Here is an 18,458-nt window from a genome sequence, read left to right as displayed (position 1 = left end):
AGCAGCGAATTAGGAATCACAAGAGTAGACAAAATTCCCGCTATTGTCGAAAAATTCGCTTGATGGCTATGGTGCCTTGCACTGTTCGTGTTTTTTATGGTGATAAGTATTTCTATATACTTATAATTAAATTAAAAATCTTGAAGAGAGTGTGAAAAAGAATGACAATTTTAAAAAATGATTGGGCGCTTTTATTGGAGGTGGAATTTGAGAAAACGTATTATCAAGACTTAAGGAAAAAGCTACAAGAGGAATATCAAACAAAGGTTATTTATCCAGAGCAACAAGATATTTTTAACGCCATCCACTACACTTCCTATAAAGATACGAAAGTAGTTATTATCGGCCAGGATCCCTATCATGGTCCAGGACAAGCCCATGGTTTAAGTTTCTCCGTGAAACCGGGAGTGAAAATCCCTCCATCATTACGAACAGTGCCTGGCACTGTTCGTAAATTTTTTTTAAGACATTGGAATTTATAGAGTGATCACCTTGATAGAGCTTGGATATTCCATGATCTATTTTTATTAAGTGAAAAACAAATAAATTAGGTTAAAAATTATTGTAAAAATATCCACGATGAATTAGAAGAGACAGAGGCAGATCCATTTCAATTACGGCTTGTAAAACCTTCTATCTTATTCCACTCCCATTAAGCGTGCAGCCAGTCATAGTACATAACTTCTCCTGTCTCGAGCACAAAACGGAACGGCTTACTCTCACATCGATTTTCAAATAATTGTTCAAGATAGAATTCTTTTATTTTGTTGGTCAAAATGCCATAAAAGAAGGCAATTGGTTTTACTACAAGCTTGGTAGATTTCAGTTTACGGATAAGTTGCTTAAAGGACTGAATCGCGATTGTGAGAACGTCAACTGTATTTTGTTCACATTCAAATCGAAATGCAGCGATTTGTACCATATGCCAGTATTCTTCAATTGTTTTTGCATCAGAAAAGAAGTATTTTACGGATTGAACAAAAGCTTGAGGAACTTTATCACTAACAAAAGTGTGATCGAGTTCAATCGGCTCTTCCACTACACTTGGACCGGCTGTAAATTGGTGCAGCTTTATTTTAAGTGGATCAAAGAAAACAAGCGAGAGGATAAAAATTTAGGTTTTACCATCAGTTTAGAATTTTCTAAAAATTATTATTGAAAATATTTTGATTTAATAGTATATTTAAAATACAAATTTAATAATTGATAATCGATTATCAATTATCAAAAATAAAAATACTTATTCCTGATCTTCTCTAACTTAACTCACTAGGAATAAAAAATCATAGATTTACTTCAAAGTAAATCGAAGGAAAGGATGAGACAGTCAAGGTGAGTGCAGAAAAAACTTTAGAAATATTAGATTTGTTTAATTTTCAAACTAGGGAGTTAAATGTCCCTCAAATTGCTGAGAAGCTAAATCAGCCACAAAGTTCTGTTTATCGACACCTCCGGGTTCTTAAAGAGAAAGGCTATTTGATAGAAAGTAATGGGGGCCTATACAAGCTTGGTTATCGATTCTTAGAACTTGCTAAAATTGTCAAGACAGACAGCAGCATTTCTTCCATAGCATTTCCAATCATGAGAAATCTTACAAACGAGACGGGGGAAACTTCTATTCTTACTATTGTTTCAGGGCTAAATGCGATTTGTTTAGAAGTGATTACTTCCCCTGAACCAATTAAAGTATCTTCTGACCAAGGAAAAATATTACCGCTTTATGCTGGAGCCTCCTCTATCGCTCTACTTGCCCATATGCCAAGTGAGACCGTAGACGAATTATCAAGGCTGGAATTATTAAAAAGCTTTACGGTAAATACAATTGTTGATCCAGAGCAGCTCAAGGGAAAACTAGAGGAAACCCGTAATAGGGGTTACGCGATTTCAGACTCAGAAGTGGATGATGGAGTAATAGCATACGGGGTACCTATCCGAGATATGGATAATCAGGTTGTTGCAGCAGTAAGCATTGCAGGACCAAGCGAAAGAATGCTTAAAAAAGATGAACGATCGTTAATTGATTGCCTACAGTTGGCAAAGGATCAGATAGAAAAATATTTATAGGCCACATTTGAGAGGGGATTTTTATGGAGAACTTTGATTTAGTTGTAAGGGGACAATTAGTTTTAGAAGATGAAGTTGTAATTGGTGAAATTGGAGTTAATAACGGGAAAATTAGTTCTATTGTAAAAGAGACCAATTTGTTAAAAGGCAGTAGGGTTCTAGATTTTGGGAAGTCCTTTGTATTTCCTGGAATGATTGATGTCCATGTACATTGTTTTAGCAACCCAAATGAAGGATTTATTACAACAAGTTCTTCTGCAGCAGCTGGCGGTGTGACAACCTTTTTGGACATGCCCTATGATTTACCAAATCCCATTAATAATGTAGATCAGTTTGAAAGAAAAGTGAAACAATTAGAAGCAGAAGCGGTTGTCGATATTTGCTTGTGGGGAACCATCTCTAAAACGGGCGGGACCGACCAGATTAATAAACTAGCAGAAGCAGGTGCGGTAGCTTTCAAAATGTCAACGTTTGAGACTGATGCTTACCGTTTCCCAAGAATTCCAGATCCTGAGATCATGCGCGCGATGGAATTAATTCGTGAAACAGGCTTGGTTGCTGCTTTTCATTCGGAAAATGACGAAATCATTGTCGATCTGATTGATCAATATATAGAGGAAAATAAAGTGTACCCACGTGCTCATATGGAAACAAGACCTCCAGTAACTGAAACAAGTGCTGTGTTAAAACTTTTGGAGTTTGCCTATTGGACAGGTGTTAAGCTGCACATTGTACATGTAAGTCATCCTCGTACCATTGATTTAATTAATTTATTTAAAAAACAAGGTGTACAGGTTACATCTGAAACATGTTATCCATATTTACTTCTCGATGTTAATGACTTAGAAAAGCATGGTCCAAGAGCTAAGAATAACCCGCCTTTACGTAATCCGGAAGACGTTGAGGGATTATGGAAGCACTTACAAGCCGGGGATATTGAACTAATCTCTTCAGATCATGCACCTTGGGGCCTTGAGCATAAGGAAAAAGGTCAAGACAACATTTTTCTTGCAGCATCGGGATTGCCTGGATTAGAAATTATCGCTCCACTTATGTTTGATAGCGGAGTAGCTAAGGGGAGATTAACGCCAGTTGAATTCGCAAAGTTAATGGCACAACACCCAGCTGAGGTTTTCCAAATCCCTGGAAAAGGGAAGATTGCAGTTCAATATGATGCGGATTTTACTGTCATTGATCCAGAGCAGTCTTGGATCGTGGATGAAACAAAGTTCCGCTCCCATTCTAAATTGACACCATTTCATGGCTGTAAGGTACAAGGTAAAGTTGTACAAACAATCGTTCGAGGTACTACAGTATATGACGGAAATGAAGTAACCGTGAAACCGGGCTTCGGAAGTTTCGTTCCAGGTAAAGCAGCTAAAAAGGTCGTAGCAGGGAGGAAGTAAATTTTGTCCATAAACCATTTTACAGAGATGCTTGAAAAACTTTTGAGTTTAAAGTGGGGGGATATTCCACAGAGTACAATTGAACGGGCAAAATGGATGATTGCCGATACCTTGTTTGCTGCTTGGTACGGTGTTTCATCCCCTGAGCTTCAAAATTATATTCAAAGTGTTGGTACCCGAGAAAAATGTCCAGTTAACACTATTCCTATTGTGGGAACAGGCATTTATACTACACCATCAAATAGTGCCATCATACATGGTACCGCGATTGTCTGTAACGAATTGGATGAAGGAAATCAATTTGCTAAAGGTCATCCAGCAGCACATTTATTTGCTCCCTCCTTCATCGCGGCAATTGAAAATGATGTATCAGGCCAAGAATTTATCCATGCTTTTATCATTGGGTATGAGGTGGCAGCAAGATTAGCTTACGCCAGCAATATGAATGATGACATGCATCCGCATGGAACTTGGGGCATCATTGGAGGAACCACTGCTGCTGGTATTTTACAGAAAAAGAATAGTAACGAAATTTTAGAATCAGTTCTTTTAGCAGCAACGTTCCCTATCGCTACATCATGGGAAGCAGCGGTTACTGGGATGAATGCAAGAAATTTATATACGGGATTAGGTAGTCTTCACGCCATTCATGCCTTACAGTTTCAATCCTTTGGATTCCAAAGCAGTCCCGGCGTTGTCGATCATCTTTGGGGAAGCATCATGTCAAAGGGAATAGATTATGAGTTGTTCCTTAATGATTTATGGTCACCACCACTTATAGAGAAGAACTATTTTAAGTTGTATCCGTCCTGTCGCTTTACCCATTCTGCCATAGATGCATTATTAGAAAACTTGCAGGAAAAAGAGTTTGACTCTTCCCAAATTTTATCAGGTTTGGTAGAAACATATAGCTTAGCTGCACGTCTAGGAAATCCAGATCCCCAAAATGCACTTTCTGCAAAATTTTCAATTCCGTACGTATTATCTGCTTTGCTGCATGGGAATAACCTCTATGAAAGCGATAAAGAACCTGTTTTCTCTGATCCATCCATTCGCGATTTAGCCAAAAGGATTATGGTTAAAGAAGACCCTGAAATGACAGCGTTGTTACCGAATAAACGGGCAGCCAGGGTGACCCTTATGATGAAGAATGGCAGTCAAGAAAGTAGTTTTGTAGAGGATGCATCAGGCGGCTATGACAAACCACTGCCTGAAAAAAGATTAGTAGAAAAATATAAAAACATGTTAACACAAACTGGTAATGCAAATGAGGTTGAATCCGTTCTTCAAGCAACGATGGGGTTAGATCAGATGAAACATTTTAGCCAGTGGATAAAATCTTTTTCACAAAAAGTAGAAGTATAAAGGAGGGATAGCGTGAGACCGTTACAGGTAAACCTTGACCGATTAAAAAATAATCTCCTTGAATTAGGTTCAAATGCGAATTTGGGAGAAAAGGGATACACTCGACCAGCATTTTCACCAGCAGAAAAGCAAGCTTTAGACTGGCTTAAGGGAAGGCTTGCCAATCTCCCTTTAACTATATCCCAAGATCAATTGGGGAACGTATATGGAAAATGGGGAGATAGAGAAGAGGCGGCTGTTTCTTTTGGCTCACATCTTGATACCGTTCCTGAAGGAGGCCTTTATGATGGAGCTCTTGGAGTAGTCATTGGACTGGAGTGTTTGCAAACTTTAGTCGAACATGGCTATGAACCAGAGGTACCTCTTGAATTAGTGGCATTTGTTGGAGAAGAGGCAAACCCTCTTGGCGGGACATTTGGAAGCAGAGCGGTATCTGGCTTAATCGCTCCATCAGAAGATTTTGATAAGAAGTTGAAGCAGTTTGATTTTATATGGGAGGATTGCCTTTCAGTAAGACGTACAAGTGACGATTTTCGTTGTTTCCTAGAGCTTCATATTGAACAAGGAGCAGTATTGGAAACCAACCAAAAGAAAATAGGGATTGTAACAGCTATTGCCGGCATTCTAAGATTATTTGTTACGATCCATGGTCGGGCGAGTCACTCTGGGACCACTCCCATGCCTTTAAGAAAAGATGCATTACTGGGTGCTTCCCAATTAATACAAGAAGTAAATCGATTAGCGGTCGAGGCTCAAAGTGATATTGTCGCGACAGTTGGAGAAATTGGAATCACTCCCAACCTTGCCAACGTGGTTCCTGGTGAAGCGGAATTAATGATCGAGATTCGAGGAAGCGATTGGAACGAAATGAAGAACATTGAAGGCTCCATACGGATATGGGCAAGGGAAAATATCGATGCAGAGATTTCTATCGCCGTAGAGAAACATCCAAATTCCTTGTCAAAGTCCATTCAAGAGAGTATTGAAAACGTTTGTAAAGAGGAAAATGTACCATATCAATATATGTTTAGCGGAGCAAACCATGATGCAAATTCGTTAACTGCGTTAACGGATGTGGGAATGATTTTTGTTCCTAGCAAGGACGGCATTAGTCATCACCCTGATGAGTTTACCTCATGGGAGGACATTGAAATTGGTGCAAATATTATGCTCCAAACGATTCAAGAATTAGCGAAAATTTATACTAAAGTTAGATAAAATCAAAGGTTTATGGGAAAATAAATCAATTTTAAAAAGGAAAGAAGGGGTTATATGAAAAAGTTCCTATTATTCTTAATTATTGTTGTTTCATTAGTAAGCTTGACTGCATGTGGAAGTAACTCTAGCAAAGCTAAAGAAGGAAACAAGGAAACAGCTGAGGGAGAGAACGCTCTAGAAAGAATTCAAAACTCTGGAAAATTAATAATTGGTACAACGGGTAATTATCGTCCCTTCTCGTATATGGACAGTAATAACGAATTGACGGGATACGATATTGAATGGGCAAACATCATTGCCGAAGAATTAGGGGTTGAAGCAGAGTTTATTACAGGTCAATTTTCTGGATTAATCCCAGGTTTAGTAGCTAATAAGTTCGATATTATTTTATCTGGTGTAAACATTACGGAAGAACGCGCTAAATCGATTGACTTTTCTGAACCCTACGCCCAAGACGGAGCCGTTGCTGTTATTAAAAAAGGATCTAACTCAGTAAAAAGTATTAATGATATTGAGGGTAAAGTTGTAGGGGTAAATGCAGGGTCTGCATTCGAAGAGGTTGTTAAGCAAATTGGAGGATATAAAGAATTAAAAGTATATCCTGGTGCTGCTGAAAGTTTTTCCGATTTAGTTTCTGGCCGTGTTGATGTAGTTGCAATTGGCTTGCCTGCAGCGGCTGAGTATATTCAAAACTCTCCATCTGGAAAAGACATTCAAATTATAGGAGAGCCATTTGATGTTAAGGGAATTGGAGTTGCTATACCTAAAGAACAGGCAGAATTGAAGGCGGAGATTAATCGTATTATTCAAGCTAAAAAAGAAGATGGAACATACAATGAGCTCTCTCAAAAATATTTTGGACTATCTTTTGAAGATCTTGGAGATGAATAGGGGGGGCAAAAATGAATTGGGATGTAATTACAAATGCGATGCCTTACTTTTTAGAAGGGGCGTTAGTGACCTTAGAAGTATCCCTATTAGCTATTGTAATTGGAACGGTGCTCGGCTTCCTGATCTGTCTTCTTAGGACGTCACACAACAAAATAGTAAGTAGTATCGCCTTTCTATATATCTGGCTATTCCGAGGATTACCTCTTTTGATCATACTATTTTTATTTTACTATGCTGCACCATTTGGGATTACTTTAAGTGCTTTTGCTGCTGCTTTGTTCGCTATGACATTGAACGCAACGGCCTATAAGGCTGAAATTATTCGTTCTGGAATGATGGCAGTTCAAAAGGGTCAAGTCGAAGCAGCTGAAGCTATTGGCATGACTCCTTTACAAATCATGTTTCGAATTCGGATTCCACAAACGGTTCGCCTAATTATTCCACCCTATATAAATAACTCTGTTGTATTACTTAAGGAATCGGCACAAATATCCGTGATTACGGTTCCAGATCTTATGCTTAATGCGCAAACCCAATATAGCAGTACGTATCTTCCTATGGAAACTCTTGGAGTTGCGGCAGTTCTTTACCTTGTTATGACTAGTTCGCTGATGTTAATACAGTCATGGACAGAGAAGAAGCTCAAGACTCAAAACAACAATAAGTGATGGGAACGAAAGGAGGTATATTCATGGAAACCATTAAAATGGAAAATATTCAAAAGAAATATGGCGATAAAATTGCTTTAGATAATGTTCAATTAACGGTCAACAAGGGTGAGGTTGTTTCTTTAATAGGACCCAGTGGCTCAGGAAAAAGTACTCTTCTTCGGTGTATAAATTTTTTAGAGGTTCCATCTCAAGGAAATGTGTTTATTGAGGGGCAATCAATTGATTATAAAGTAAACTCCATTGGCAAATTGACTGTAGCATCTAAAATAAAGATGAGCAAAGTCCGAAGCAAGGTCGGTATGGTTTTTCAGCATTTTAATCTTTGGAAACATAAAACGGTTCTTGAAAATATTATCGAGGGTCCCATGATTGTCAAAAAAATGCCAAAGGAAAAAGCCATTGAAATTGCAGATAAATTATTAAAGAAGGTTGGTTTATACGATAAAAGAAATGAACATCCCAGTGATCTATCTGGGGGTCAGCAACAGCGGATCGCTATCGCAAGGGCTCTGGCCATGGAACCAAGTGTTATGCTGTTTGATGAAGCTACCTCTGCACTCGATCCTGAAATGGTAAATGAAGTTCTTCAAATTATGACAGGTCTAGCCAAAGAAGGAATGACCATGATGATTGTTACGCATGAAATGGGATTCGCAAAACAAGTATCTGATCGAGTAATTTTCATGGAAGATGGTCAAATTGTGACTACAGGAACACCTGATGAAATATTTGGATCAAATAATAATCCACGTGTTACGAAGTTCTTGCAAAATTTACAACCAGTCAGTTAAAGAGAAATGTAATCGCAGCATCTATCTGTGATTACATTTTTATTTTTAAAAAATTATAAATAAACAAATAGGATTAACGTTTAATAGAAGGTGAAGAGTAATGGGAGTTAAAACCAAACTAATAGGTGAGTTTAAGAATTTATATAACTTATCAGAATTTAATGAAAAGAGAATAGCGGAGCGAATTTCTCAAATTGCTTCTATTGGAATGACGAACGCTGGCGGGTCAAATAGAATGGCCTATACCAAGGAAGAACGCTCAGCAAAAGAAACCGTCAAGAAATGGATGTCGGAAATTGGATTAGAGGTTTACGAGGATCAAGCTGGAAATGTATTTGGGCGGCTATCTGGGAAGAATCCATCCCTTCCAGTTGTCCTTGTGGGCTCACATGTTGATACTGTTCCAAATGGCGGCCACTTTGATGGGACTTTAGGAGTTCTTACCGCTCTCGAAGTTGCGCAAGTATGGACTGAAACTGGGTTTGTACCTGATAGGAGTCTAGAAGTTGTAATCTTTTCTGATGAGGAAGGTATTCGTTTTAATGGTGGTTTAACAGGGAGTCGAGTGATGATGGGAGACGCATCTTCTCAATCCCTAAGAGAAGAAATAGATGAAGAAGGTATATCATTTACACAGGCCTTGAAAGCAGACGGGTTAGATATAGAACTTCTTAATAAGGCTGTTCGAAAAACAGAAGAGATCTACGCTTTTGTTGAAATTCACATTGAACAGGGAAAGGTCCTTGAGCAGCAAAATAGTCCTGTTGGCATTGTGACAGGTATTGCAGGACCGGCTAATTTGTGGATCCAATGGAATGGGGAAGCGGGGCACGCCGGAAACACTCCTATGGGACAAAGGCTTGATGCATTGGCAGCTGCCAGTGAATTTATGACCAAACTTGAAGGTATGCCAGGTAAATATAGTGATACAGCGGTTGCTACAGTTGGAAAAATAGATGTCTATCCTGGGGGGATTAATGTCATTCCTGGTCGTGTGGAGTTAGTTGTTGATGTTCGCGATATTTATTTAAAGAGCAGAGATAACCTGATAGTAAGTATTGAGAATTTAGCTATAGAAATAGCTGAACGGCGTGGTCTGCAAGTAATAATGGAGACAAAATTAAAAGTTAACCCCGTACTGACTCATGATTGGGTGAGGGATATTGTAGAAATTGCAGTAGAGAAATCAGGATTTACGCCTGTATTTTTACCCAGTGGGGCAGCACATGATGCTATGATTATGGGAAAACATGTACCCACTGCAATGATTTTTGTTAGAAGCCAAGAGGGAATAAGTCATAATCCTAAAGAATGGACCACTTTAGATGATATTATTGCTGGTTGTAAAGTACTTAAAGAAGCTTTATATGAGCTGGTGATGTAGTCGGTGTTTTTGTCACGCCCCGTTTATAACCTATCCTTGTATTAATTGGCATTGGGGTTATTTAAGGTGCGGTGAACCATATCATAAATAGTGTTATAGCAGAGAGTAAGCGAACAGTGCCTAGCATTGTTCGCATTTTTTATGGCTCGAAGTGTTTCTAACCCTCCTTTTTATACTTATAATTAAAATAATCTAACAATCTAGAAATGAGAGTGAAAGATTATGTCAATTTTAAAAAATGATTGGGCGCCTTTATTGGAGGCCGAATTTGAGAAAACGTATTATCAAGACTTAAGGAAAAAGCTGCAAGAGGAATATCAAACAAAGGTCATTTATCCAGAGCAACAAGATATTTTTAACGCCATCCACTACACTTCCTATAAAGATACGAAAGTAGTTATTATCGGCCAGGATCCCTATCATGGTCCAGGACAAGCCCACGGTTTAAGTTTCTCCGTGAAACCGGGAGTGAAAATCCCTCCATCATTACGTAATATTTATAAAGAACTTCAGGAGGATGTGGGATGCTCTATACCTAATCATGGATACCTAGTGGACTGGGCAAAACAGGGAGTCCTAATGTTAAATACCGTGCTGACTGTCCACGCTGGAAATGCAAACTCTCATAAAGGTTTCGGTTGGGAGTTGTTCACCAATAGAGTCATAGAAATATTGAATCAAAGGGAAACACCAATCATATTCATCCTTTGGGGTAATTTCGCACAACAAAAGCAACAATTGATTACTGGATCCCATCACTTTATTATTAAATCACCTCACCCGAGCCCATTATCTGCTCATAATGGCTTCTTCGGCAGCCGGCCATTTTCTAAAGCGAATATGTACTTGAGAGAAATTGGGAGTAATGAGATTGATTGGCGGATAAAAGATCTTTAGGTAAAGGGAATGTTCCTATACACCAATGGACTAATTGATAAGTGATTTTTGGCAGGTGGGAAAGTTTCAGTTTTGGTATCTCTTATCGTTCTTGCATATTACCCTTTTACGTCTCAGCATATTTACACCAATAGTTTTTTACACATAGAAATCTAATTCATTGGAAATTATGATACGGTCAGCGTATCGTAAGTAAGTGAGGTTTGATAAATAGATAAAGGAATGGAGTGGTCTTAAATGAATCAATTTCTTCAGATGGGAGCAAATACAGTTTTAAGTTCGCCAAAAGGTAATGTTACTGTTAGCCATGAGATTTCTAATTCAATCGATATTTCTTTAACAGCTTTTCTTTTAAATGCTTCAGACAAGGTACAAGGAGATAGCGGGATTATTTTTTATAATCAACCAAAGAGTGCTTCTGGTGTAGCTACCCTTATACCAACTGAAATAGTAGGTAATACAAAAGTACATAAAATTAATTTTGATATGAGTAAAGTCCCTGAAGGTATTACGAAAATAGCGATAACTCTTACAGAGGATAATAGCACGGGATTTTCAAATGTAAAGAATTTAAAGGCAGAGGTATGTACCGATAATACGATTATCCAGTTAACCCCATCTAGTTTCACAAATGAAAATGGGATCATAGTATTAGAATTATATCTAAGGAATGGCCAGATAAAGGCAAAATCAATCTGGCGTGGGTTTGATTCTGGACTTGAAGGGTTATGTAAAAATTACGGTGTTGAGGTTGAATCTGATGAGCAAAGCAAGCCTTCTGAACCTAAACCTATTCAAAAACAAACCGCAAAAGAACCTGATACACCTCAAACTGTTCCTGAAAATAACACGATGTCACTGATAAGCCTTGAAAAGGTAAAGGGTAAAGTAAGTCTCGAAAAAGGCCAAAGACCAGTGATTATTGAAAAAACACCAGAAATTACGGCTACGGTATCTTGGAAGACTGGGACAGATTATGATATATATGCTTTAGTCTATACAAAGGAAGGTAAGCAGATAGATGTTGCTATGTTTGGGGCAAAAGGAACACCTCCGCTCAGAAGTTTTGGCAACGGAGCAGTAGAACATATGGGGGATGTTAGGAGAAATAGCGGATCAACTAAGACAGAAGTTATTAAATTAAGGTTAAATAATGATATTCTCGCAGTTGTTCCTGTGGTCTATTCTGCTCAGTCAAATGGGACAGGCTCATTCTATAGATACAAGGTGTCCATGAGTATAGATAATCATAATGGAACCTCAGTTACTATATCTGCAAAAAATGCAAATAACAATGATAGAATTTATTCCTGTGTACCCGGAATCCTTCATAATACCTCAGAAGGAGTAATGATTAGCCCATTGGAGCTTTATAGTTCACCGAACTCAGAGAATAGACCTAAACTTAGGATGGGTTCTTCCAATATGGTAGAAGTTATAATGGATAAAGGACCAAAAAATGATTACAAGTAGAGCTTATTAATAGGTGTAGGTTTCTAAGGGGTAACTAGATTAAAGCGAACTGTGCCTGGCACCGTTCGCATTTGTAGAGCGATTTGCAACAAAAGGAGAAGAGAAATTGTCTGATGATGATTTCTCTTCTCCTTTTTGTTTTTTTTGAAATTTTGATGAACTAAAGATGGTAGAAAATTGTAGAAATTATTGGATAAAAGAGGAATACCGTAAAATTCTGTCGAATAAATTAAAAACTAGGATAAAAGTAGGGGGAATAAAAGTGATACCAAAGTCAATTTCTGAATTAGACCGAATAAAGGAAGAATGTAAATCCATGGTTAATAAAAGAGCATCGGCTTCAGCAGCTGCAGCAGTTATTCCAGTACCAGGGGCGGATGTCGGTGCTGACGTAGCCATTATGTTGGAACTACTTCCTGCAATTAATAGAAAATTTGGATTGTCTCCAGTACAAATTGACGATCTAGACGCAGCAATAAAAGGTAAGATATTGGTTATTATTTCCTCTATCGGAAGTCAGTTGGTTGGTAAGCTAATAACAAAACAAACTGTAATGCTCTTGTTAAAAAAGGTTGGAGCTCGTATTGCAGTTAAACAAGTTACAAAGTTTATACCTTTCGTAGGTCAAGCAGTTTCTGCTGGAATTAGTTTTGGTGCCATGAAATACCTTGGAAATTCACATATTGATGAGTGTTATGATGTTTGCAAACGGATAATCCAAATGGATAAAGAATCGGCATAAGTCTAAATATTGTAATCCAATTCTTAGGTAGGTTGACAATGGTTATAATTACAAAAATATTCCCGTAATGTGAGAGGAGAGAGCCATATATGGAATTGGAGAAGGAGAGGGCTATAACTAACCTGAAACAGATACTGCAAAGAAATTTGTTTCCTATTACAATTATTTCATCCATGTTAATTTCAGGTTCTATCGGATTTACCGCTAGTCAAATAGTTGTTAACAATAGTGTTGGTAACACAACAGAGATAAATACTATGAAAAACCAAGTAAATGAAGCTAGAAACAATTCGTTAAAAATAATAGAAACAGAACTACCAAAAATAATTAGCGATCTAGATAAATACAATCAGGATATAAATTTTTTAGTTGAAAAAGTTGAGTGGCTAGATGGAAAATTAGCTCCTATAAGGGATGCAATAGGTAAATTTGACCCGGCACTTAAAGTCTTTAATGGAGTCAACACTGTTGTTAATCTTCCTATAGGTAACATAAGTAATATATTAGATTTTGCACAGAGTCAAGTTGATGAAATTGATAGCTTATTATTTGGTTTGGAGAAATTAACAGTTATTAAACAAGAGATGAGTGATTCTCATCAAGAGTTAAGTTTATTATTCGAAGAATATCAAAAGGAAAAAAGCATTGAGAAGTTATTTCAAATTGAACAAGAGTTAAACTCAAACTTGATTTATCAGATTGAAGACTTAAGGAATACTACTATAGAAGCTCATAATGTTCTTGAACTATCTTCAGGCGTTTTAATTACCGTAAATAAAACTAAATCCCTTATTAATTCAGCCAAGGAAATGGGGGAAAATACGCTAAATACAATGCAGTTCTGGAAGGAAAATGAAGGCATTTCTGAAATTGGGTCAAATGAAAGTTTAGAGAAGGAGTTAGATGCCTCTATAAAAAAGATACAAAAGCTACCTAATGATTTAGCTCAACGATCCAAGAGTAGTATTACGTCAATAAGCAATGTTCAAAAGGAGATGCAGATTATAAAGGTAGCACAAATGGTCAGTAGTGAGTGAAGGGGGATAATCCCTCTTTTTTGTTTTTTCGCATTTAGATAGGATACGGTGAACCTAGCGAACATTGGCTTGCACTGTATCTTGAAAAGAGTGTAAAAGAGAATGGCAATTTTAAAAAATGATTGGGCGCCTTACAAAAGTGGGGTAAAAAAAGTTTTCCTGCCGCCACTGTTAGCCATGTCTTTTTCGTGCTCATTAGAGAGTGTATTTAAATATTTACAGGACTTTGTCTTTAGGGCTCAACCCAATCTCTATTTCTAATTCACCTGTTGCTACCTTATCCAGGTGCCACCACCATTCTTCAAGTGGTTCGACAGAATTGGAAAAGTCATAAACTATTTCTATATGCTTAACCATTCGTTCCATATTTTCCAGCAATCGTAAATCATATCTCATTAGAAGAATGCGCTCTCTTAACGTCATTTTAGAGAACTCTTTATTTAATCGACTGCGACGATGTAACATATCAATCGTTTCAAATGGACTTACTTCAAAATCATTAACATCTTCACCATACTCTTCAATATCCCTTAAGTAATCCATTAATGTAAAACCTCCTTTAATTTACCGATATATTTATATCCCTTTGAAACATCTAAATAACTGTCATATTTATCGGCAATCATGGCTGTATCAATAATTCCATCTTCTCCTATAATTACAATCCAACTATTTCCATCGGCAAAAATAAAGTAATTTTGATTAAAGTTCTCTTTGAAATAGATGTATATATCGTTTTCCTTATCATTGAGTATATTCATAATTAATCCAATATAATCAATAAGGTCCCAGTCTTCTGGTATGTGTCGCCAAAATTCCTCCATAAATAATTAGGAGAAGGCCATATATGTAGTAATCTATATAGCCATCTGTTGGGAGAGGGAAGCGTGAATAGGGAAATAATACCCACTTCAATTTACTTATATTATAATAATAGTAAAATATAGGTATTTTTCCAAAAGGGATGTGTGGAGTTTGGATGAGGCGTTATTACATGGGGATCTAGTGAACATTGAAGCAATGAGAATGGAGCTTGAAGGGCAAAATTTAAATAGAAGTGAGATTAAAAGAAAGCTTAATGATCAATTACGAGCTTTCTCGAAGAAAAAAGCATTCACCTGCCCTTGCTGTGATGAACCTGTAAATATGAATCTAACAGTTGAGGAAGGAAGACCCTTTTACTTTAAGCACCTAGATGGAAAAAAATGTACCTACTCAGAAAATAGCAAAACCTATGAAAATCAGGTTTCTTCCAATCAAGATAAGAAAAAGAAAGATATCGGATTGACGGTATTTAGAGAGATACTAGAAGGTCAGCTTAAGCCTTTTGGTGCCGAGATAGAACGCGGCTATTTTTATAAAAAGAAGCTTTCCTTTATTCCTGATTTTACTGTGAGCTTTCCATTTTCGAAAGAAATTTGGGCGATTGATTATTATACTTCAATCTCAGAAGGCAGCTATGCTCATAATCTTGCAAAACGGATGAATGCATATAAAGCAGAAGGATTTAGAGTGTTTTCTTTTATTGATGACATTTGGCTAGCGATAAATTCAGAAACAAATAAAGGGACGCTGTTGATTGCTGAATTGCAGGCAGCCAATAAGAGTAAGGAAGACCAGCACTGGGATCAGTATTTAATTCAAGAGATTCCTAGACCAGCATTACAATTTTTAAAAACAAGGATTGACGTCACAATTGACACCAAGAGTATCGCATACGTAAATATTGAAAGTCGAACATGCAAAATTATCCGTTTTTTAGAGGCAGAAAAAAATAATCGTAACCTAACTTTTTACAAACTTTCGGAACCTACGATTCCTTTGGAACAAGCACTAACTTTGAATAATCAGTTGGATGATTTCCTTCTTTACCGTGAAAATGAAGAGGATCTGCGCCTGGCTTTTATGCAATCACTAATGGGAAAGATTAAGCAGGCAGAAGATGAGGAAAAAGCTCAAAAAGAAGCATTGGAAAAATTGCAGCGTGAAGAAGTGGAAAAGAAGGCAGTTTCAGAACAATGGAGTATGGAACCAAAAGACCGTTATAAGACCGAGTATGAAAGAGTGCAAATATCCGACGAACAAATAGAGCGTGAAATGCTGGAAATAGCAAGAGCTGCAAACGAGCGACCTATAAGTATGTCCCCAGAAGAATGGGAATGGTACAAAAAACAGGAAGGACGTACGCAAAAAGAACCAATTGGTCAATTCAGGCTCAGCCAGTAGCATCGTTTGAGACAACAGAAGAGAAAATAGCAAAAGAGCATCGGGAAAAATTTAAGGAAAAACTACTATCCCATCCAATTAGCGGTGATCACTTTATCGATGGACAGCCAGCGATATGGCGAAAGTTTATTTTAAAATGGATAAAGGAACATCAGCAAGAGGATGATCTAGCTGTTTCAATGAATAAGTTATTAAGTGATATGAAAGATTTTGGGATAACCTTTAGTCAAAAAGATTCAAATGTTCAGTATCCTGTAAAGGAGTTTTTGAATTTCTACCAAATAGGATTGAAAAAGGTTTTAAAAAGGAAAATTAATATTACCTTTTCAAATTAACATAAAAGTTTTTTTACGCTTACAAATCTACTTCAATGGAACTTATGGTACGGTGAACCGTACCATAAATAGAGGCAAAAAAGTTGTAAATAAGGTTGTATTTTGTTGTCGGAAGCGGGTATTGACTGTGAATAACTATCTTTATTATCCGTTTCTCAACACAACATGTGGATAAGAGTAAAGGTCTTTGAAACATTGACCTTTGTAAAGTCAAAGTCTAGTTCAACTCTATCGACCTTTCTTGGTTGACCACTGCGTTTCGTGATTGTAATTCTATGAAGAAGTAGCTGAAGTAAGTATTTTTGTCTTTCTCTCGGTGCTTGCCATAGACGGCAGAGATCCAAGAGCATTTGAATAAGCTCGGGTTGAATAATTTTTGAGTCAGAAAAGCCTAAGTGTATAGATATTTCACTTTTCTTTTGTTCTAATTCGACCTTTTCATTTGTAACCTTTTGGAACCGTTCTTGTAGAACTGCTATGGGAAAAGTCTTTTGCTCGAATGCTTCTAGATACCTATCTTGAAGCTCAAGTAATTCGAGTAAACGTTCATCTATATTGTTCTGAGACGAGGTAATTTAAATGAGTGTATATGATGGAGGAATAGAAGCTTTTAAAGACTTAGGAGTTGAAAGAACAATTACTGAAATCAGAGATTGGATTGTTTCCCACTATCCTAATAACTGGGTAGATGTAAGTACAGCCTTAGCCGATATGGCCGTATAGATAAAGGTGGAAACCCCTTATCAAATGTTAAAAGCAAATAACGTTTGCTTAAGAGTTTTGCGTGGAACATATCGGCTGATTGATAATTAAATAGGAGTTTCGATTCTGCATTCATCCTAATTTATAAACTATTTTGAGATATTATCATCTATCTAACAAGTCTATAACACTATTAAAATTGGTTTTCTTGTGAGTATTTAAAAGTAAAAAACATAGGCATATAACTAATGGTGTACTTATTGACTTTCCTCCAATTAATACCTCTATTTTTAGAAAGTCAGTAAAGTAAATTAACATATGATTAATAACAAGACTAAGTGAAAAGGTGTAAAGGAAGTTACTCATTTATTTTTTTACACCTCCTATCAACTCCTTGTCCAAATTTTGTAGGACAAGAGGGAGTGTTACACTGAGTGTTTCTGAGTCTCTAATATATCCATTTAAACTTAAAAAATTGTTTAAAAATCTATATAGCTCTTGGTTAACAAGGAACAGAACAATTAATAACTTTAATAGGTTTGCTTCCAGTAGCGGATTACCAAGCCCTGAGTTCTTGTAGATTGTTATAAACGGTGAAATGAAGTGATCAATAAATTCCGACTTGGATTCATTCGCCTTAAAATAATCTTCGTATAACCCTATTAATTTAAAAGTCAACTGTACTTCTGAAATGTCTTTATCAGAAACCTTTTGAATGGATTCTTTCCAACTACTAACATTCATCCATCTCTGGGGGTAAAATACATCTGAATTGGATTTCCTAGAGGTATAACCTAGCTGTTCTAGAAACGTTAAAGATGTCTCATTATTTATGTGTCCATTAGAAAAGATTTCATTAATAACATTTAGTACAGATAACAATTTCTCTTCTTCTTTTTTCCTTCTTATTATTTTTTGGCTAAGGTTGTTTTTACTAGGTCTTCCTGTATTCTGTTTAGGAAGGTTTTCCTCAGCAATTTGTTCTACAACCCATTCTTTATTACATTCATCATCAACAACTTCTAGCAAATAATTGAAATTAGAAACCATTTCTTCTACATAATCAATTAAAGTTCTTCTTAACTTATCGATGTTTACAACATATCCTTTTGAAAATAGAAATACGATTAAATCCTTCTCTTTAACTCCTAAAGCTTTCAAATTGTCTATTTCAGTAATTGTTTTTGCCAACCATAAATTACCGATAGTTGACGGTATTGCCTGTCCGGATGTAGACGAGTATAATGTCCACGTAT

The 18,458-nt window shown here is 36.8% G+C and carries 19 protein-coding genes and 1 pseudogene; 16 read left to right on the top strand and 4 right to left on the bottom strand.

What is annotated here, in order from left to right:
- Window positions 1-161: 161 nt before the first annotated feature.
- Window positions 162-437, top strand: a pseudogene (locus MLOOGBEN_RS28555) (uracil-DNA glycosylase); the annotation flags it as partial.
- 215 nt (window positions 438-652) lie between these two features.
- Here MLOOGBEN_RS28555 and MLOOGBEN_RS28550 read toward each other — a convergent pair.
- Window positions 653-1,039 carry a hypothetical protein gene (locus MLOOGBEN_RS28550; RefSeq protein WP_179161629.1) on the bottom strand — a complete coding sequence of 129 codons (387 nt, stop codon included), beginning with the start codon at window positions 1,037-1,039 and terminating at the stop codon, window positions 653-655.
- Window positions 1,040-1,332: 293 nt separating this feature from the next.
- Between MLOOGBEN_RS28550 and MLOOGBEN_RS28545 the strand changes: the two genes are divergently transcribed.
- The 12 genes from MLOOGBEN_RS28545 to MLOOGBEN_RS28490 all read left to right on the top strand — a co-directional run bounded on the left by MLOOGBEN_RS28545 (window position 1,333) and on the right by MLOOGBEN_RS28490 (window position 13,939).
- Complete coding sequence (locus tag MLOOGBEN_RS28545) at window positions 1,333-2,064, top strand: IclR family transcriptional regulator (RefSeq protein WP_179161628.1); 732 nt, start codon at window positions 1,333-1,335, stop codon at window positions 2,062-2,064.
- Window positions 2,065-2,087: 23 nt separating this feature from the next.
- Window positions 2,088-3,470: a dihydroorotase gene (locus MLOOGBEN_RS28540; protein ID WP_179161627.1), complete on the top strand. Its 1,383-nt coding sequence runs from the start codon at window positions 2,088-2,090 to the stop codon at window positions 3,468-3,470.
- A gap of 3 nt (window positions 3,471-3,473) precedes the next feature.
- Entirely contained in the window at window positions 3,474-4,835 is a 1,362-nt protein-coding gene (locus MLOOGBEN_RS28535; protein WP_179161626.1) for an MmgE/PrpD family protein, read from the top strand.
- Window positions 4,836-4,847: 12 nt separating this feature from the next.
- A complete protein-coding gene (locus tag MLOOGBEN_RS28530; protein WP_179161625.1) occupies window positions 4,848-6,053 on the top strand; it encodes a Zn-dependent hydrolase in 1,206 nt (401 codons plus the stop codon).
- 54 nt (window positions 6,054-6,107) lie between these two features.
- Window positions 6,108-6,944: a substrate-binding periplasmic protein gene (locus tag MLOOGBEN_RS28525; RefSeq protein ID WP_179161624.1), complete on the top strand. Its 837-nt coding sequence runs from the start codon at window positions 6,108-6,110 to the stop codon at window positions 6,942-6,944.
- An 11-nt stretch (window positions 6,945-6,955) separates the two neighbouring features.
- The gene (locus tag MLOOGBEN_RS28520; RefSeq protein ID WP_179161623.1) at window positions 6,956-7,612 is read left to right on the top strand and encodes an amino acid ABC transporter permease; all 657 of its coding nucleotides are present in this window, start codon (window positions 6,956-6,958) and stop codon (window positions 7,610-7,612) included.
- 23 nt (window positions 7,613-7,635) lie between these two features.
- On the top strand, window positions 7,636-8,406 hold the full coding sequence (locus MLOOGBEN_RS28515; protein WP_179161622.1) for an amino acid ABC transporter ATP-binding protein: 771 nt from the start codon (window positions 7,636-7,638) through the stop codon (window positions 8,404-8,406).
- A 100-nt stretch (window positions 8,407-8,506) separates the two neighbouring features.
- Complete coding sequence (locus MLOOGBEN_RS28510; RefSeq protein WP_179161621.1) at window positions 8,507-9,790, top strand: Zn-dependent hydrolase; 1,284 nt, start codon at window positions 8,507-8,509, stop codon at window positions 9,788-9,790.
- Window positions 9,791-10,009: 219 nt separating this feature from the next.
- Entirely contained in the window at window positions 10,010-10,687 is a 678-nt protein-coding gene (locus MLOOGBEN_RS28505; protein WP_179161630.1) for a uracil-DNA glycosylase, read from the top strand.
- Window positions 10,688-10,924: 237 nt separating this feature from the next.
- Entirely contained in the window at window positions 10,925-12,160 is a 1,236-nt protein-coding gene (locus tag MLOOGBEN_RS28500; protein WP_179161620.1) for a TerD family protein, read from the top strand.
- Window positions 12,161-12,422: 262 nt separating this feature from the next.
- On the top strand, window positions 12,423-12,902 hold the full coding sequence (locus MLOOGBEN_RS28495) for a hypothetical protein (protein ID WP_179161619.1): 480 nt from the start codon (window positions 12,423-12,425) through the stop codon (window positions 12,900-12,902).
- Between the two features lie 89 nt (window positions 12,903-12,991).
- Entirely contained in the window at window positions 12,992-13,939 is a 948-nt protein-coding gene (locus MLOOGBEN_RS28490) for a hypothetical protein (RefSeq protein ID WP_179161618.1), read from the top strand.
- Window positions 13,940-14,155: 216 nt separating this feature from the next.
- On the opposite strand, the gene MLOOGBEN_RS28485 is transcribed toward MLOOGBEN_RS28490, so the two are convergent.
- Entirely contained in the window at window positions 14,156-14,482 is a 327-nt protein-coding gene (locus tag MLOOGBEN_RS28485) for a hypothetical protein (RefSeq protein ID WP_179161617.1), read from the bottom strand.
- Window positions 14,482-14,763, bottom strand: a complete 282-nt coding sequence (locus MLOOGBEN_RS28480; protein WP_218781372.1) for a hypothetical protein — start codon at window positions 14,761-14,763, stop codon at window positions 14,482-14,484. Before MLOOGBEN_RS28480 ends, MLOOGBEN_RS28485 begins: the two co-directional genes overlap by 1 nt.
- A 151-nt stretch (window positions 14,764-14,914) precedes the next feature.
- Here MLOOGBEN_RS28480 and MLOOGBEN_RS28475 point away from each other — a divergent pair, with 151 nt between their 5' ends.
- The 3 genes from MLOOGBEN_RS28475 (at window position 14,915) to MLOOGBEN_RS28465 (ending at window position 17,223) form a co-directional block, all read left to right on the top strand.
- Window positions 14,915-16,165: a competence protein CoiA family protein gene (locus MLOOGBEN_RS28475; RefSeq protein WP_179161615.1), complete on the top strand. Its 1,251-nt coding sequence runs from the start codon at window positions 14,915-14,917 to the stop codon at window positions 16,163-16,165.
- Entirely contained in the window at window positions 16,099-16,500 is a 402-nt protein-coding gene (locus MLOOGBEN_RS28470; protein ID WP_179161614.1) for a hypothetical protein, read from the top strand. The genes MLOOGBEN_RS28475 and MLOOGBEN_RS28470 overlap by 67 nt, the downstream gene beginning before the upstream one ends.
- A 579-nt stretch (window positions 16,501-17,079) precedes the next feature.
- Entirely contained in the window at window positions 17,080-17,223 is a 144-nt protein-coding gene (locus MLOOGBEN_RS28465; RefSeq protein WP_179161613.1) for a hypothetical protein, read from the top strand.
- Between the two features lie 345 nt (window positions 17,224-17,568).
- Here the strand turns inward: MLOOGBEN_RS28465 and MLOOGBEN_RS28460 are convergent.
- Window positions 17,569-18,458 (bottom strand): hypothetical protein (locus MLOOGBEN_RS28460; protein WP_218781371.1); only part of this gene is annotated, 890 nt, incomplete at its 5' end.

The sequence above is a fragment of the Bacillus sp. EB106-08-02-XG196 genome (assembly GCF_013396335.1).
Lineage (GTDB): Bacteria > Bacillota > Bacilli > Bacillales > Cytobacillaceae > Neobacillus.
This window is presented reverse-complemented; position numbering and strand designations above follow the sequence as displayed.

What these genes read in the sequence shown, in the direction of transcription:
- MLOOGBEN_RS28485 (WP_179161617.1), bottom strand. Translation starts at nt 14,482, where the DNA reads ATGGATTACTTAAGGGATATTGAAGAGTATGGTGAAGATGTTAATGAT.
- MLOOGBEN_RS28490 (WP_179161618.1), top strand. Translation starts at nt 12,992, where the DNA reads ATGGAATTGGAGAAGGAGAGGGCTATAACTAACCTGAAACAGATACTG.
- MLOOGBEN_RS28520 (WP_179161623.1), top strand. Translation starts at nt 6,956, where the DNA reads ATGAATTGGGATGTAATTACAAATGCGATGCCTTACTTTTTAGAAGGG.
- MLOOGBEN_RS28525 (WP_179161624.1), top strand. Translation starts at nt 6,108, where the DNA reads ATGAAAAAGTTCCTATTATTCTTAATTATTGTTGTTTCATTAGTAAGC.
- MLOOGBEN_RS28500 (WP_179161620.1), top strand. Translation starts at nt 10,925, where the DNA reads ATGAATCAATTTCTTCAGATGGGAGCAAATACAGTTTTAAGTTCGCCA.
- MLOOGBEN_RS28510 (WP_179161621.1), top strand. Translation starts at nt 8,507, where the DNA reads ATGGGAGTTAAAACCAAACTAATAGGTGAGTTTAAGAATTTATATAAC.
- MLOOGBEN_RS28480 (WP_218781372.1), bottom strand. Translation starts at nt 14,763, where the DNA reads ATGGAGGAATTTTGGCGACACATACCAGAAGACTGGGACCTTATTGAT.
- MLOOGBEN_RS28470 (WP_179161614.1), top strand. Translation starts at nt 16,099, where the DNA reads ATGGTACAAAAAACAGGAAGGACGTACGCAAAAAGAACCAATTGGTCA.
- MLOOGBEN_RS28540 (WP_179161627.1), top strand. Translation starts at nt 2,088, where the DNA reads ATGGAGAACTTTGATTTAGTTGTAAGGGGACAATTAGTTTTAGAAGAT.
- MLOOGBEN_RS28465 (WP_179161613.1), top strand. Translation starts at nt 17,080, where the DNA reads ATGAGTGTATATGATGGAGGAATAGAAGCTTTTAAAGACTTAGGAGTT.
- MLOOGBEN_RS28515 (WP_179161622.1), top strand. Translation starts at nt 7,636, where the DNA reads ATGGAAACCATTAAAATGGAAAATATTCAAAAGAAATATGGCGATAAA.